General features: G+C 68.1%; 12 protein-coding genes. 5 read left to right on the forward strand and 7 right to left on the reverse strand.

Annotated features, from left to right (window positions below; translation table 11 throughout):
- Positions 1–16: 16 nt before the first annotated feature.
- The gene (locus tag F5544_RS42670; RefSeq protein WP_167478388.1) at positions 17–1,039 is read right to left on the reverse strand and encodes an Lrp/AsnC family transcriptional regulator; all 1,023 of its coding nucleotides are present in this window, start codon (positions 1,037–1,039) and stop codon (positions 17–19) included.
- Positions 1,040–1,144: 105 nt separating this feature from the next.
- On the opposite strand from F5544_RS42670, the gene F5544_RS42675 reads away from it, so the two are divergent.
- From F5544_RS42675 to F5544_RS42685, 3 genes are all read left to right on the forward strand, one after another.
- Positions 1,145–2,656, forward strand: a complete 1,512-nt coding sequence (locus F5544_RS42675) for an MFS transporter (RefSeq protein ID WP_167478389.1) — start codon at positions 1,145–1,147, stop codon at positions 2,654–2,656.
- 163 nt (positions 2,657–2,819) lie between these two features.
- Positions 2,820–4,082: a bifunctional glycosyltransferase family 2/GtrA family protein gene (locus F5544_RS42680; protein WP_167478390.1), complete on the forward strand. Its 1,263-nt coding sequence runs from the start codon at positions 2,820–2,822 to the stop codon at positions 4,080–4,082.
- Positions 4,079–6,106: a glycosyltransferase family 39 protein gene (locus F5544_RS42685; RefSeq protein WP_167478391.1), complete on the forward strand. Its 2,028-nt coding sequence runs from the start codon at positions 4,079–4,081 to the stop codon at positions 6,104–6,106. Before F5544_RS42680 ends, F5544_RS42685 begins: the two co-directional genes overlap by 4 nt.
- A gap of 48 nt (positions 6,107–6,154) precedes the next feature.
- Here the strand turns inward: F5544_RS42685 and F5544_RS42690 are convergent, their stop codons facing one another.
- Positions 6,155–6,742 (reverse strand): SDR family oxidoreductase, encoded by a 588-nt coding sequence (locus F5544_RS42690; RefSeq protein ID WP_174867522.1) that lies wholly within the window; start codon positions 6,740–6,742, stop codon positions 6,155–6,157.
- A gap of 191 nt (positions 6,743–6,933) precedes the next feature.
- On the opposite strand from F5544_RS42690, the gene F5544_RS42695 reads away from it, so the two are divergent.
- Positions 6,934–7,125 carry a hypothetical protein gene (locus F5544_RS42695; protein WP_167478392.1) on the forward strand — a complete coding sequence of 64 codons (192 nt, stop codon included), beginning with the start codon at positions 6,934–6,936 and terminating at the stop codon, positions 7,123–7,125.
- A gap of 69 nt (positions 7,126–7,194) precedes the next feature.
- Here F5544_RS42695 and F5544_RS42700 read toward each other — a convergent pair whose 3' ends face one another.
- Positions 7,195–8,505 carry a family 1 glycosylhydrolase gene (locus F5544_RS42700; RefSeq protein ID WP_167478393.1) on the reverse strand — a complete coding sequence of 437 codons (1,311 nt, stop codon included), beginning with the start codon at positions 8,503–8,505 and terminating at the stop codon, positions 7,195–7,197.
- Between the two features lie 140 nt (positions 8,506–8,645).
- Here F5544_RS42700 and F5544_RS42705 point away from each other — a divergent pair, with 140 nt between their 5' ends.
- A complete protein-coding gene (locus F5544_RS42705) occupies positions 8,646–9,695 on the forward strand; it encodes a hypothetical protein (RefSeq protein WP_167478394.1) in 1,050 nt (349 codons plus the stop codon).
- Between the two features lie 24 nt (positions 9,696–9,719).
- On the opposite strand, the gene F5544_RS42710 is transcribed toward F5544_RS42705, so the two are convergent.
- Genes F5544_RS42710 through F5544_RS42725 form a run of 4 tightly spaced genes read right to left on the reverse strand, consistent with a single transcriptional unit; the run spans position 9,720 to position 14,388 of the window.
- On the reverse strand, positions 9,720–10,349 hold the full coding sequence (locus F5544_RS42710) for a TetR/AcrR family transcriptional regulator (RefSeq protein ID WP_167478395.1): 630 nt from the start codon (positions 10,347–10,349) through the stop codon (positions 9,720–9,722).
- A gap of 5 nt (positions 10,350–10,354) precedes the next feature.
- On the reverse strand, positions 10,355–11,155 hold the full coding sequence (locus F5544_RS42715) for an enoyl-CoA hydratase family protein (RefSeq protein WP_167478396.1): 801 nt from the start codon (positions 11,153–11,155) through the stop codon (positions 10,355–10,357).
- 8 nt (positions 11,156–11,163) lie between these two features.
- Positions 11,164–12,324, reverse strand: coding sequence for an acyl-CoA dehydrogenase family protein (locus F5544_RS42720; protein ID WP_167478397.1), 1,161 nt, complete (start codon positions 12,322–12,324; stop codon positions 11,164–11,166).
- A gap of 9 nt (positions 12,325–12,333) precedes the next feature.
- On the reverse strand, positions 12,334–14,388 hold the full coding sequence (locus F5544_RS42725) for an acetyl/propionyl/methylcrotonyl-CoA carboxylase subunit alpha (protein WP_167478398.1): 2,055 nt from the start codon (positions 14,386–14,388) through the stop codon (positions 12,334–12,336).
- Between the last annotated feature and the right edge of the window lie 2 nt (positions 14,389–14,390).

Raw genomic sequence — 14,390 nt, forward strand, 5'->3', positions numbered from 1 at the left:
CCTTCGGTACGGGGAATCAGAGACGACGCGGACGGGACGGCGGCGGGGGGCTGAGGCGGCCGTCGATGGTGCACGAACCCGCCTGTTTCAGCCGCTGCAGGACCGGCGTGAGCTCGAAGTCGTGTACGCCGTCGAGGGTGGCCAATTTCGTTGTGACATAACGGTAGAAGTCGGCGGCCTGATCCGCGGCCAGCGCGGCGAAGATGTTGAACGGGCCGGTGACCGCCGCGGTGTAGGTGCTTTCCGGATGTTCGGCGACGGCCTGGCCGACCTCCTCCAGGCGTGCGGGCGCGACGCGGAGCCAGAGGTATGCCGCGGTGCCGGAACCCATTGCGGCAGGCGCGATATCGAGGTCGAAGTAGAGGATGCCCGCGGCCTGCAGTGCCGCGATCCGGCGGCTCACCCGGCCGACGGTGAGGCCGGTGGCGCGCGCGAGGGTCGAATAGCCGGTGCGGCCGTCGCGGGCGAGTGTTTCCAACAGGATTCGGTCCTCCTCGCGCAACCGCAGTTCGGACTCCGTGTAGTCCGGATCGCCGGGCCGGGCCGCACCGGATGCGAATTGTCTTCCGCGCCAATCCTTCACATCGGCCTCGACGAATCGGTGCAGCACCATCGACGCGCCGATATCGTGCACCGGCGCGCTGCGCCGCAACCGCTGGACCAACAGGTCGTCCCGGGCCTGCTGGGTGCGCGGATGCAGCGAGAAGTTCACCTCCGCGCCCGCCGCGGCAATGCTCACCCACGCCGAATCATCGCGCCGGGCCAGCGCTTCGGCCACCTGTAGGGCGGCGTCGGGGCGGCAGCGCACCCGGATGATCCAGTCGTTCTCGCCGAGCGCGAGCGGGTCGACCCCGCCGATCACCCGCACCAGGCCGTCGCGCCGCATGCGTCCGTAGCGGCGGGCCGCGGTCTGCTCGGAAATGCCCAGCTCGGCGGCGATCCGGCGGAACGGAATCCGCGGATCCAGCTGCAACAGACGCACGATCCGCACATCCGTCGCGTCCAAAAAGGAATTTTCGTGCACCGCCAGGCCGCCCATATGGCGGAAATTTACGCCGATCCGGCGCGCAGGCGACGCCGAGCGCGCCCGATTCGGATACTCGACGCCGCTCGCTAATCCGAATTCCCGGAGAGGACAACGACTTTGCGTAAATGGCTGCCGCTGCTGACGGTCTGCCTCGGCACCTTCATGCTGCTCATCGACGTCACCATCGTGAACGTGGCGCTACCCGATATGCGCAACGATCTCGATGCCACGCTCAGCTCGCTGCAGTGGGTGGTGGACGGCTACGCGCTGGCCACCGCGGCGCTCCTGCTCGGCGCGGGCTCGATCGCCGACCTCATCGGGCATCGGCGCACCTATCTCGCCGGGCTCGCGTTATTCGCGATCTCATCGCTGATCTGCGGGCTCGCACCGAATCCCACCGTGCTCATCCTCGCGCGCATCACGCAGGGCATCGGCGGCGCCGCCATGGCATGCACCACGCTCGCCCTGCTGAACAGCGCTTATCCCGGCCCTGACCGAGCGACCGCGTTCGGACTGTGGGGCGCGGTCGCGGGCAGTTCCACCGCCGTCGGACCGATTATCGGCGGCGTTCTCACCGATCTGGCGTCATGGCGGTGGATCTTCTTCGTCAACCTGCCGGTCAGCGTGGTCGTGGTGGCGCTGTGCCTGACGGGCGGCGTCACCAAGCCGAGCCCGGATGCGGGCCACGGCCGGATCGATCTGCCCGGCATGGTGAGCTTCGCGATCTTCGCCGCGGCGGCGACCTACGGACTCATCCACGCGAACGAGTACGGCTGGTCGAATGCGGTGACCGTGTGCTCGCTCGCGATCGCGGCAGTCGCGCTGGTGGTGTTCGTCGCGGTCGAACGCCGGGTCGCGACGCCGCTGCTGGAGCTCGCGCTGCTGCGGGACCGCTCGTTCACCGGCGTGCTGCTCGCGGCCGGTGCGCTGTTCCTGTCCTCGTTCAGCGGGATCATGTACGCCCAGATCTGGTTGCAGTCGACGCTGGGCCTGAGCCCGATCGGCGCGGGCCTGATCGGGCTGCCGCTTTCGGTTGTGGCATTTCTGGTGTCCGGTGGCGCGGGCCGTTATCTGCACGGCGAGCACAGCGGCCGGATCATCTGCGCGGGACTGCTCATCGCCGGTGTCGGCGGCCTGCTCGGCGCGGCGCTGGTGCGCGGTGAATCCGGTTGGGCCGCACTGGTTCCCGGATCGGTGGTGGTCGGCCTCGGGGTCGGCCTGGCAACGACGACGCTGAGTTCGGCCGCGGTATCGGCGGTTCCGGCGCGGCGGGCCGGAATGGCGGCGGGCGCGCTGAATACCGCACAGCAGCTCGCCATGGCGGCGGGCATTGCGATCCTCGGCAGCGCGTTCACCAGCAGGGCATCGAATGTCCTTGCCGCGCATGGGGTTCCGAATGGCGACTCGGTCGCACACGCGGTCGGCGGCGGACAGTCCGGTGTGCTGCTCGCCCAGGCGCCCGACGCGTACCGGCCCGCACTCGATACCGCGCTGCACACCGCCGCCGCGGCGGGTGTGCAGGCCACACTCTTGGTCAGTGGGATTGTCGGGGTGGTCGGCGCCGGGCTGGCGGCGGCGCTGCTACGTGCTGGGAGGAAGGCGGCCGAGCCGGTGCCCGCGCCACACTGAGCATCCGCCGGGCACTCGGGCAGCCGACCAATTCCCGGGCAGAACCGGAGAATACGGGTCGGGCGAAATGACGACTTCCCAGCTCAGGCCCGGCGCGCGGCGCCCAGCAATCTCACAGCTGAAGCCCAGCCCGGCGACAGCGTCGGTCGCGAGGGTTGATCCCATGACCGAAGCCGCGACCGCCACGCACCGGGCGGAATCAACCAAACCGGTGATCACGCCCGTGCTCGACGTCGTGATCCCCGTCTACAACGAAGAAGTCGACCTCGGAGTTTGCGTTCGTCGGCTGCACGAGTACCTGCGGGACGGCTTCCCATTCCCGGCCAGGATCACCATCGCCGACAACGCGAGCACCGACGCCACCCTCCAGGTGGCGAACCTGCTGGCCGACGAATTCGAGAACGTGCGGGTGGTGCACCTGGACGCCAAAGGACGGGGCCGGGCGCTGCGCGCGGTGTGGGAACACTCCGACGCGCAGGTGGTCGCCTATATGGATGTCGATCTGTCAACGGATCTGAACGCGCTGCTGCCGCTGGTGGCTCCGCTCATCACCGGACATTCCGACCTGGCCACCGGCACCCGGCTCAGCTCCTCCTCCCGGGTGGTGCGCGGGCCGAAGCGCGAGATCATCTCCCGCTGCTACAACCTGCTGCTGAAGGCCTCACTGCACGCGCGTTTCTCGGATGCGCAGTGTGGTTTCAAGGCGATGCGCTCAGAGGTGGCCAGGCAGTTGCTGCCGCTGGTGCGCGACGGGGAATGGTTCTTCGACACCGAACTGCTGGTCCTGGCCGAGCGGGCCGGGTTGCGCATCCACGAGGTGCCGGTGGACTGGATCGACGATCCGGACAGCCGGGTCGATATCGTCGACACCGCGCGCAAGGATCTGCTCGGCATCGGCAGGCTGCTGCGCGCCCTCTACACCGGTGCGCTGCCGTTGGACGAGCTGCGCCGGGCGGTCGGGCGCGAACCGCTGGTGCCCGGCGTGCCGCTCGGGATGGTGGGCCAGCTCGTGCGCTTCGCCATCGTCGGCGTGCTGAGCACCCTCGCGTATCTGCTGCTTTACCTTGTGCTGCAACCATTTACCGGCGCACAGGCGGCGAACTTCCTAGCCCTGCTCACCACCGCCATCGCCAATACCGCGGCCAATCGGGCATTCACCTTCGGGGTGCGCGGCTCGGCCAATGTGGTGTCGCATCAGTTCCAGGGCCTGCTCATCTTCGGCTTCGGGCTCGCGCTCACCAGCGGCTCACTGTTCGCGCTGCATCACTGGGCGCCCGCGGCCGAGGTGCATCTGGAGCTCTTCGTGCTGGTGCTGGCCAATCTCCTTGCCACACTGCTGCGATTCGTGGGCCTGCGCTGGGTCTTCCGTAACGCGGGCGCCCGCCGTGCGCGGATCGTCGAGGTGAACCGCGAGGGTGACCGATGACGGCCGCGCTGGCCGCGCCGCCCACCGTCTCCGGACCGGAACCCGCACCGCGACGCCGAATCACTTGGGAATTACCGGCTTTGGCCGCACTGCTGCTCGGCACCGGCATCGCCTACCTGATCAACCTGAGCGCCAACGGCTGGGCCAACTCGTTCTATTCCGCTGCGGTGCAGGCCGGTTCGGTGTCCTGGAAGGCGTTCTTCTTCGGATCCTCCGATGCGGGCAACTCCATCACCGTCGACAAGCCGCCCGCGTCGCTGTGGCTGATGGAGCTCTCGGTGCGGGCGTTCGGGCTGAACAGCTGGAGCATCCTGGTGCCGGAGGTGCTGCTCGGCGTCGCGACGGTCGCGCTGCTGTGGGCGACCGTGCGGCGGCCGTTCGGCCCAGAGGCCGGACTGCTGGCCGGATTGCTCTTCGCCGTGACTCCCGTTGCGGCGCTGATGTTCCGGTTCAACAACCCGGACGCGCTGCTGGTTTTCCTGATGGTCGCGGCGGCATGGGCGATGGGGCGCGCGGTCGAGGACGGACGCTGGCGCTGGCTGGTGCTCACCGGCGTCTTCGTCGGATTCGGTTTTCTGACAAAGCAATTGCAGGTGCTGCTGGTGGTGCCGGGGCTGGCGCTCACCTACCTGATCGCGGGGCCGCCGAAGCTCGGCAAGCGCGTGGCACAGCTGTTCGCCGCGGGCGCGGCGCTGGTGGCCGCGGCCGGCTGGTGGCTGCTCGCCGTCGAACTGTGGCCCACCTCGTCCCGGCCGTGGATCGGTGGCTCACAACATAATTCGATCCTGGAGCTCACCCTCGGCTACAACGGGCTCGGCCGTCTGAACGGCAACGAGCGCGGCAGCGTCGGTCCGGGCGGCGGCGATATGCCGATGCGCGGCGGCGGTATGTGGGGCAGTCCCGGCATCGGCAGGCTGTTCGAGCCGGCGCAGGGTGGGCAGATCGCCTGGTTCATCCCGGCCGCGCTGGTGGCACTGGTGGCCGGAATGGTGTTGTGCGGCAGGGCATCGCGCACAGATCGGCGGCGCGCCGCGCTGATCCTCTGGGGCGGTTGGGGTTTGGTGACCGGCCTGACGTTCAGCTTCATGGCGGGCATCTTCCACCAGTACTACACCGTGGCACTCGCGCCCGCGGTCGCCGCGCTCACCGGCGCCGGTGCGGTGCTGCTCTGGCGGGAGCGCGAGCGGCTGTGGGTCCGGCTGACGATCGCGCTCGCGGTGGCGCTGACCACGGCCACCGCTTGGATGCTGTTGAGCCGCAGCAGCACCTTTGTGCCGTGGCTGCGCTGGGCCGTGCTGGTCGTCGGGGTGCTCGCCACGCTCGCCGTGCTGCTGCCCGCGCCGCGCAAAGTGGCGATCGTCTCGGCGTTCGCGGTCGCGTTCGCCGGATTGGGCGGGCCGGTCGCATACGTCGTCGATACCATCGCCACCGCGCACGCGGGCGCGATTCCCAGCGCGGGACCGAATGTGCAGCGGTTCGGCAGGATGCCGTGGATGAACGGCGAAATGTTCGGCAGGCCTGGCGCTTTCGCCGGACCCGGCGGCATGCAGCACGGTCCCGGCGGCCGCAATTCGCATGGCGGACAGCCCATGCCAGGCGGTCCCGGCGCGATGATGCGCCCCGATGCGGGCTTCATGGTCGGCAACCTGCTCGAGGCGGGCAAACCGAGTGATCAGGTGGTGCGGCTGTTGGAACAGAACGGCGGCGCGTACACCTGGGTCGCGGCGACCACCGGCTCGAACAGTGCGGCGGGTTTCCAGCTGGCGACTCAGCTGCCGGTGATGCCGATCGGCGGCTTCAACGGCAGCGATCCCTCGCCGACGCTGGAGCAATTCGAACAGTATGTGGCGCAGGGAAAGATCCACTACTACATCGCCGGCGGCAATCGCGGCGGCCCGGAGGGATTCGATTTCGGCTTCGGCGGTTCGTCGACCAGCCGGGCGATCTCGCAATGGGTGGAACAGCATTTCACCGCCACGACGGTGGACGGCGTCACGCTTTACGATCTGACCGTCACCAAATAGTTATCCGGAAAGTCCGCACCGGCGCGGGAATTGCGCCGGTGCGGACTTTCACTCGGCCGGGTAGGTGGCCTCGAGCCATTCCGCGAAGGACGGTCCGGCGAGCACCGCGTGCGGACCGGGCAGCAGCCTGCCGTCCTCGTACACCGCGCGGTCCGGGTTGTTTTCGTCGCTCACCTCGCGCACCTCGGCGGGCGCGCCGAGCGCGCCCGCGAGCAGCGCCGCCGCTCCGGCCATGGTTTCCACCTTGGGACCGGCGATTTCGGGGAAGACGCCGTCCGGCGTCGTCGGCGCCGGACCCGTCGCGAGATCCACCAGCGCCTCGGCGACGGTGCGCGCCGCGACCAATTGGGTCTGCTGCTTCGGCAGGTACCCCACATCGCCCTGAGTGCCCCACCGCAGCATCAATTCGACCAATTCGTGGAATTGTGCCGCGCGCAGGATCCGAACCGGCAGCGGGCCTTCCAGCAGTGCCCTTTCATGCGCCAGTTTGGCGGCGTTGTAACCGCCGACGGTGCCGTCGATTCCGATGATGGATACGGCGACGATCGACTCGACGCCCGCCCGCTGGCCCGCCGCGTGCAGATTACCCGCGGCGGCGGTGAAGAATTCGGTGGCGATGTCCTTGCTATCGGCCATGATTCCCACTCCTCGCAGCTATCGCGTTGCGGCCGGTGTGCCGCGCTCATCCAGACGACGACGTGAGTACCGCGTGTGTGACATCCCATGAATATGCAGCTCAGCCCGTATACGGCGGGATATCACGGAACGGAATCGACACGCGGGACCGGGATTTGACGTGTCACGCGAGCGGTGTCATGCTCGCGAGAATGAACGATCGCCTGAAGCTCGTCTTCCCGTGGATGGAGTCGTTGCCGGAGTCGGCGCGTGCGGAGTTCGTCGGCGACTTTCTCGAAACCTGGCGCGGCAGTCTGGATGTCAAGCGGATCGAACGTTTGAGTTCGACCGTGGCGACGTGGAAGACCACCGCGCGCGCCCACACCGGCCGCCAAGCCTCCTGATTCGATACCGCTGCGCCGGATCGGCATTCGGGTCGTCGCCCGGCGAAGCGGGCTGCCTCCGATAGCCTTTCACGGCTGCGGCAGCGTCTCGGCGCAGATGTCGGCGGAATCCAGCGCGGCACAGTCGAGCGACGGGCGGACCGGGCGGTAATCGGCGGGCACGCCGCCGTCGCGAATCAGGCGAGCGTAGGCGGCGACGGCGTCGGTGGGATTTCTGGCCAGGGCCGGGTCGTTCACCACATCCACCGTGTACAGCCCGAATCGCGGGGCGTAACTACCCCATTCGTAGTTGTCGGTGAGGCTCCAGTAGTTGTAGCCGATGACGTGCATCCCCTCCGCGACCGCCCGCTGTAGCCAGTACACGGTGTCGCGCAAATGATCCGAGCGGGTGTAGCCGTCGGCGCGCGGCTTGCCGTTCTCGGTGGGCATCCCGTTCTCCACCACGTACAGCGGGCGGCCGGGAAACAGGTGCGCGTAATGCCGCAACGCGTAGTAGATCCCCTGCGGCTGCAACTGCAGATCCCACATCGGCACACCGGCGACACCGCCCTGTACCGCGTGATCGGATTCGGATTGCGGCGCGAAGTAGTAGTCGACGCCGATGAAGTCGAGCTTCGCCGAAATCCGGTCCACGAGTGGCTGATTCACCTGCGTCTCGGCCCCGGCCACGTAGCCGATATTGCTCGTCACCATGGCGGCGGGCTGGTTGCTGTGGATGGTGTCGTAGATTTCGTTGTGCGCCTGCGCGATTCGGTCGAGCATCGCGGGCGCCTCATTTCCGGAAATGCCGCCGATGCGCAGTTCGGTGCCGATGTAGGCGACCGGTTCATTGAAGGTGACCCACAGCGGATCGCGAGCGGCGTAGCGGTTCACCACCTTTCGCGCGTTCACCAACCAGTCCTCGACCATGCCCTGATTGCGCCAGCCGCCGCGGTCCCAGGCCCAGCCCGGATACACCCAGTGGTCGAGGGTGAGCATCGGCCGCATCCCGGCCGCGACGATGGCGGCGATCACATCGTCGTAGAACCGGAAGGCCGCCTCGTCCCAGTCCACCGGATGTGGTTGTACGCGTGCCCATTCCACGCTTATCCGATACACCTGCACGCCGAGCCGGGCCGCCAGATCGATATCGGCCCGGTAGCGCGTCATGAAGTCGACGGAGTCGCGGTAGTCCTCGGCGCCGCCGGAGGCGATGTAGCGGGTCCAGTTGCTGTCCGGCGCATGACCTTCGGTCTGGAATCCGGATGCGGCGACGCCCCACAGGAAGTCCTTGCAGAGCGGCGCGGCCGGCGGGGTCGGCGGGACGGCGCGGGCGATACCCGGCATCGGCAGTGCGGCAGCGGCGGCGAGCGCGAGCAGATCGCGTCGACGAATCCGCATCGAACTCCCGTCCCGAGCATTCGGCCGCAGTGGTTGCGTCAGCATAGCTGTGAGATAGCTGGAATCCCGGCGCGACATGCGGATTTGCCCCATGATCACGTGTCTGGACGACGGCCCGACCGGTCGATAGCGTGCCCGGAATGAGTTTGGGGCAGGACCGCTTTCTGGACGCCATCGCCGAATACGGGCGGGCGATGTTGACACTCGACGCATCCGAAATGCAGCGGGCACACGGGGAATTGATCGACTCGTATCACGAGGCGAGCGTGGCGACGCGGGCCGAGGGCGGGCCGCGGCTCGCCGCCGTGCTGGATACCGTCCCCGAAACCATGCGCGGACATATCGCGGTGCTGGTCGGCGCGTGCGTCGAACAGGGCGCGGATCCGGTGGCCTGTGCACCGCGGGTGCTCGGCAACCTGGACAGGGCACTCGCCGCGGCACGCGCATTCGCCATGGCATGGCGGGAACATTCGGAACCCGATATGGAACTGCCGGATCCCGAGGCGAATCCGTTCGAAGATCCGGAATCGGAACTGGCCGAGCTGGCCGTGACCTACCCGTCGCTGTGCTGGTGGACGCTGCCGCAGTGGCGGCGGGCCGCGATGGCCATGCTCTCGCACGCCGCGGTGCGCAAACTCTGCGGACCATCGATCCGGGAATCGCTGCTGGACCGGAACAACGCACTGGCCGAGGCCGGCGGCGAATGGGATAAGTGCACGGCGTACGCCCTACAGGTGCTCGATGACGAACCGCTCATCGTGCTGCACCGTGCGACCGGCACGGGATACCGCATGCGGATATCCGGTATGGGCGACAACTTCCAGCTGCACACCCTGGTGGCCGATGCGCTGATCAACGGCGGGCACGTCACCGGCGAATACGCGCCGTCCGCCGAGGCGGTCGCGGCGTGCCGGGATGCCGAGGACATGGTGCCGACCATCGGGTCGTTCCTGATGTACGCCCCCGACGGCAACCGGGTTTGGAACGAGGGCACGCCCGCCGATATCCCGCTGACCGAGGGCATGCGGGTGCTCGTCCTCGATCCCGCGCCCTATCCGCATCACTGGCCCGCCGGGCGGTTTTTCCCCAGCATGCCGGGTGAATTGGCGCTGACCGAGGTGCTCGATGCCGCCGAAGCCGCCCGGTGGTTCACTCATGTGGGCCCGCCAACAGGTGTCGGCGCGTACTAGGGCTGCGCGCGATGTTGGGGTGCCTCAGCCGTCCCGTCCCCGATTCGGGGTGTTGAGCGCGGCATGCAATGTCGCGGCCCACTGCTGGACGATGTCCTTGCGGCGGGTCGAGTCGTCGGTGAGCACATCGGCAAGGCCCAGTCCGCGGGCCATATCGAGCGTCGCCTGCACCAGGTGGTGGGTCACCGGATCCCGGTCGTCGACGCCGAGCGCCTCCACCGCTCTGCGGTGCGAGATGCGGCCGAACTTGGCCTCCAGCGGCACGATTCGCTCGCGCAGCGCCGGATCGGCGGCGGCGTGCGTCCACACCTGCAGCGCCGCCTTGAACAGCGGGCTGGTGTACGACTCGACCAGCCCGGCCACCACCGCCTCCGTGCGCGCGACGCCGTCCGCGCCGGCATTGACCGCCGCGGCCTCCTCCTTCGCTTGGGCCGTTCTGGTGTCGAACATGTACTCCAGCGCGGCGGTGATCAGATCCTCCCTGGTCGGAAAGTGATGCTGCGCCGCACCGCGCGAAACCCCGGCCCGCTCGGCGACCACCGCGACCGTCGCCGCCGCCCAGCCCATTTCGGCCAGGCAGTCGATGGTCGCCTCCAGCAGCCGCTGCCGGGTTGCCCGGCTGCGGTCCTGCTTGGGTTCGTGGGGTGTCGCCATGACGATTATTCTGCCCGGCCCGATTCGGCCGCCCAGCTCGGCGGACGGCGCTGCAGGAAGGCGAGCATGCCCTCCTGGGTTTCCGGCGTGCCGAAGAAACTGGCCGAGCGGCGGGCCAACTCCTCGGCCGAGGTATCGAATTCGGCCAGTATGGCCGCGTTCACCAGCCGTTTCGCCTCGGCCAAGCCCTGCGGCGAACCCTTGCGCAGCTCGCCGCACAGCCGGGCCACCTCGGCCGCCGGATCGTCGGCCGCGACGGTTACCATGCCGATCCGCTCGGCCTCCTCGGGACCGAACTTCTCGCCGGTCAGGTAGTAGCGGCTCGCGGCCCTGGCATCCAGCCTCGGCAGCAGTGTGAGTGAAATCATGAAGGGCGCCAAGCCGATTCGCACCTCGGTGAGCGCGAACGAGCTGGCGGGCCCCGCGACCACGATGTCGCAGGCGGCCACGATGCCCATGCCGCCCGCCCGCACATTGCCATCGATCCGCGCGAGCACCGGCTTGGGGATCTCGACCAGCCGCCGCAGCACGCCGATCATCACCCTGGTGCGCTCGTCGGCGGCGACGGCCGGGTCGGCATTGCTCGCCTCGCTCAGATCCGCGCCCGCGCAGAAGGTATTGCCGGTGTGCGCCAACACTATTCCGCGCACCGACGGGTCCGCGGCCGCCCGGTCCAGCCCGGCGATCAATTCGGCGACCAATTTCGACGACAGCGCGTTGCGATTGTGCGGCGAATCGAAAGTCAGTGTGGCGAAACCGGATTCGACCTCATACCGGATATACGGCGCGGTGCCGTTCTGCGTCATGGCGACTCCTAGTAGGACTTGGGCAGGCCGAGTGAGTACTGCGCGACGAAGTTGAGCACCATCTCCCGGCTCACCGGCGCGATCCGGCCGATCCTGGCCGCGGCGAGCATGGCCGCCAGGCCGTATTCGCGGGTGAGGCCGGAACCGCCGTGCGTCTGGATGGCCTGATCGAGCGCCTTGATACTGGCCTCGGCCGCAGCGTATTTCGCCATATTCGCGGCCTCGGCGGCACCCATCTCGTCACCGGCGTCGTAGAGCGTCGCGGCCTTCTGCATCATCAGTTTGGCCAGCTCCACCTCGATCTTCACCTGAGCCAGCGGATGCGAAATGCCTTGGTGCGCACCGATCGGCGTCTTCCACACCTGCCGCTCCCTGGCGTATTCGACGGCCCGCTCGATGGCGTAGCGACCCATGCCCACCGCCATCGCCGCACCCATGATGCGCTCCGGATTCAGGCCGGCGAACAGCTGCATCAGCGCGGCATCCTCCTTGCCGACCAAGGCATCCGACGGCAGCCGCACATCGTCGAGGAACAGCGTGAACTGATGGTCCGGCTCGATGATGTCCATTTCCTGCGGCGTCTTGTGGAAGCCGGGGGCATCGGTCGGCACGATGAACAGCGCGGGCTTGAGCTTGCCGGTCTTGTGATCCTCGGTGCGCGAGACGATCAGCACCGCCTCGGCCTGATCGACGCCGGAGATGAAGATCTTGCGGCCGTTGAGGATCCAGTCGTCGCCATCGCGGCGCGCGGTGGTGGTGATCTGATGCGAATTGGAGCCCGCATCGGGTTCGGTGATGCCGAAAACCATCTTGCCGGAACCGTCGGCGAGCTTCGGCAGCCAGCGCCGCTTCTGCTCGTCGGTGCCGTATTTGGTGATGATGGTGCCGCAGATGGCCGGGGACACCACCATCAGCAGCAGGCCCGCGCCGTGGGCCGAAAGCTCCTCCATCACCAGCGACAGCTCGTACATGCCCGCGCCGCCACCGCCGTATTCCTCCGGCAGGTTCACCCCGAGAAAGCCGAGTTTGCCCGCCTCGTCCCACAATTCGGTGAGCGGCTCGTTCTTGCGCGCCTTGGGCAGCACGTAGTCGCGGTAGTTGAATTTGGCGGCGAGCGCGGCCACCGCGGACCGCAGCGCCTTCTGCTCTTCGGTTTCGATGAAGCTCATCGGTATCTCCTAATTTGCGGCGGGTTCGACGGTTTCGACGGGTTCGACCACCGCGAGTACGGTGCCGACGTCGACCTGCTGGCCGACGGTGACGTTCAGTGCGGTCAGCACGCCCGCGGCGGGCGCGGCGATGGTGTGCTCCATCTTCATCGCCTCCAGCCACAAAATCGGCTGTCCGGCCGCCACCGGCGCGCCGACCTGCGCGCCGAGCCGGATCACGCTGCCGGGCATCGGCGCGAGCAACGATCCGGTGGCCACCTGATCCGCCGGGTCGCTGAAGCGCCGCAGCCTGCGCGCGCTCACCGGGCCGAGCGGCGAGTCGACGCACACCAGATCGCCGTAGCGGGCCACTTCGAATTGTCTACGGACCGGGCCTCTTTCCCCCGGCACCGCGAAAACCACTGTGGTCGGCGCGGATTCGATGAGTTCGAGCCCGTCGTGCCCGTCCACCGCCACCGCGCCGCGGGTGAATCGGTAACCGACCTCGTGCACTCCGCTCGTCCGGCTCTCGTACAGCTTCACCTGCGACTGCGACGGGAGGTTACGCCAGCCACTCGGCAGACCACCGCCGACGCGGGCGGCACCGCGATTCGCCGCGGCATCGGCGAGCGCGGCCGCGACGATGGACAGCGCCTCATCACCCTCGGAGACCAAAGGTGCTGCGATAGTGGACAATCCGTGTGTCTCGAAGAAGGCGGTATCGGTATCGCCCGCCAGGAAGGCCGGATGACGCAACACCCGGACCAGCAGATCCCGGTTGGTCACCAGGCCGTGCAGCTTCGCCCGATGCAATGCGTTGGCGAGCAAACGCGCCGCCTCGGCGCGGGTTTCGGCGTAGGAGATGACCTTGGCCAGCATCGGGTCGTAGTGCACGCCGACCGCCGAACCGTCGACGACACCCGAATCCAGACGCACGCCGGGCCGGTCCAGAAGATCGAATTCCGTTGTCACCGAGGGGATATCGATGCGATGAACGATGCCGCTCTGCGGCTGCCACTCGTGCGCCGGATCCTCGGCGTACAGCCGGACCTCGATCGAATGACCGCGCATGGCGGGCGGTTCGGCGGGTAGCGCGCCGCCGTCGGCGACCGTCAGCTGCAACCGCACCAGATCGAGCCCCGTGGTGCATTCGGTGACCGGATGTTCCACCTGCAGACGGGTATTCATCTCCAGGAAGAAGAAATCGCCCTGCTCGTCGGCCAGGAATTCGACCGTGCCCGCACCGGTGTAGCCGATCGCGCCCGCGGCCAACCGCGCCGCGTCGAACAACCGCTCGCGCATGGACTCGATGCGCTCGACGAGCGGCGACGGCGCCTCCTCGACCACCTTCTGATGTCTGCGCTGAATCGAACATTCGCGCTCGCCGACCGCCCAGATGGTGCCGTGCGCGTCGGCCATCACCTGGACCTCGATATGCCGCCCGGTCTCGAGATAGCGCTCGCAGAAGACCGTGGGATCGCCGAACGCGGATTCGGCCTCCCTACGCGCGGCCTCGATCTGGTCGTTCAACTCGGCGAGATCGCGCACCACCCGCATACCGCGCCCGCCGCCACCCGCCGACGCCTTGATCAACACCGGCAGCTGCGCCGCCGTCACCTCGGCCGGATCCAGTTCGGCCAGCACCGGAACACCGGCGGCGTCCATCAGCTTCTTCGAGGCGACCTTGGAGCCCATCTGCTCGATCGCCGCCACCGGCGGCCCGATCCACACCAGTCCCGCCGCCTGCACCGACCGCGCGAAATCCGCGTTCTCGGAAAGGAATCCGTATCCGGGGTGGATGGCGTCGGCGCCCGCCGCGAGCGCGGCCTCGATCACCAGATCGCCGCGCAGATAGGTCTCGGCCGGGGTATTGCCCGGAAGCCGAACGGCAGCATCGGCTTCCGTGACGTGCGGGGCCGCGGCATCCGCGTCGGAATACACCGCGACGGTGCTCAAACCCATGCGGCGGCAGGTGGTGAACACCCGTCGCGCGATCTCGCCGCGGTTGGCAACCAACACAGTCGATATCGGCCCACCCGTCGCCCGGCCACCGCCCCCCACCGAATCGCTACGCGATGCTGTCATAT

Source organism: Nocardia arthritidis, assembly GCF_011801145.1.
In the GTDB taxonomy this organism is placed as follows: Bacteria; Actinomycetota; Actinomycetes; order Mycobacteriales; family Mycobacteriaceae; genus Nocardia; species Nocardia arthritidis_A.

Excerpts from the sequence above, each read along its gene's own strand:
- F5544_RS42720 (WP_167478397.1), bottom strand. The coding sequence starts at position 12,324 with ATGAGCTTCATCGAAACCGAAGAGCAGAAGGCGCTGCGGTCCGCGGTG.
- F5544_RS42695 (WP_167478392.1), top strand. The coding sequence starts at position 6,934 with ATGAACGATCGCCTGAAGCTCGTCTTCCCGTGGATGGAGTCGTTGCCG.
- F5544_RS42700 (WP_167478393.1), bottom strand. The coding sequence starts at position 8,505 with ATGCGGATTCGTCGACGCGATCTGCTCGCGCTCGCCGCCGCTGCCGCA.
- F5544_RS42705 (WP_167478394.1), top strand. The coding sequence starts at position 8,646 with ATGAGTTTGGGGCAGGACCGCTTTCTGGACGCCATCGCCGAATACGGG.
- F5544_RS42715 (WP_167478396.1), bottom strand. The coding sequence starts at position 11,155 with ATGACGCAGAACGGCACCGCGCCGTATATCCGGTATGAGGTCGAATCC.
- F5544_RS42725 (WP_167478398.1), bottom strand. The coding sequence starts at position 14,388 with ATGACAGCATCGCGTAGCGATTCGGTGGGGGGCGGTGGCCGGGCGACG.
- F5544_RS42690 (WP_174867522.1), bottom strand. The coding sequence starts at position 6,742 with ATGGCCGATAGCAAGGACATCGCCACCGAATTCTTCACCGCCGCCGCG.
- F5544_RS42670 (WP_167478388.1), bottom strand. The coding sequence starts at position 1,039 with ATGGGCGGCCTGGCGGTGCACGAAAATTCCTTTTTGGACGCGACGGAT.
- F5544_RS42710 (WP_167478395.1), bottom strand. The coding sequence starts at position 10,349 with ATGGCGACACCCCACGAACCCAAGCAGGACCGCAGCCGGGCAACCCGG.
- F5544_RS42685 (WP_167478391.1), top strand. The coding sequence starts at position 4,079 with ATGACGGCCGCGCTGGCCGCGCCGCCCACCGTCTCCGGACCGGAACCC.
- F5544_RS42680 (WP_167478390.1), top strand. The coding sequence starts at position 2,820 with ATGACCGAAGCCGCGACCGCCACGCACCGGGCGGAATCAACCAAACCG.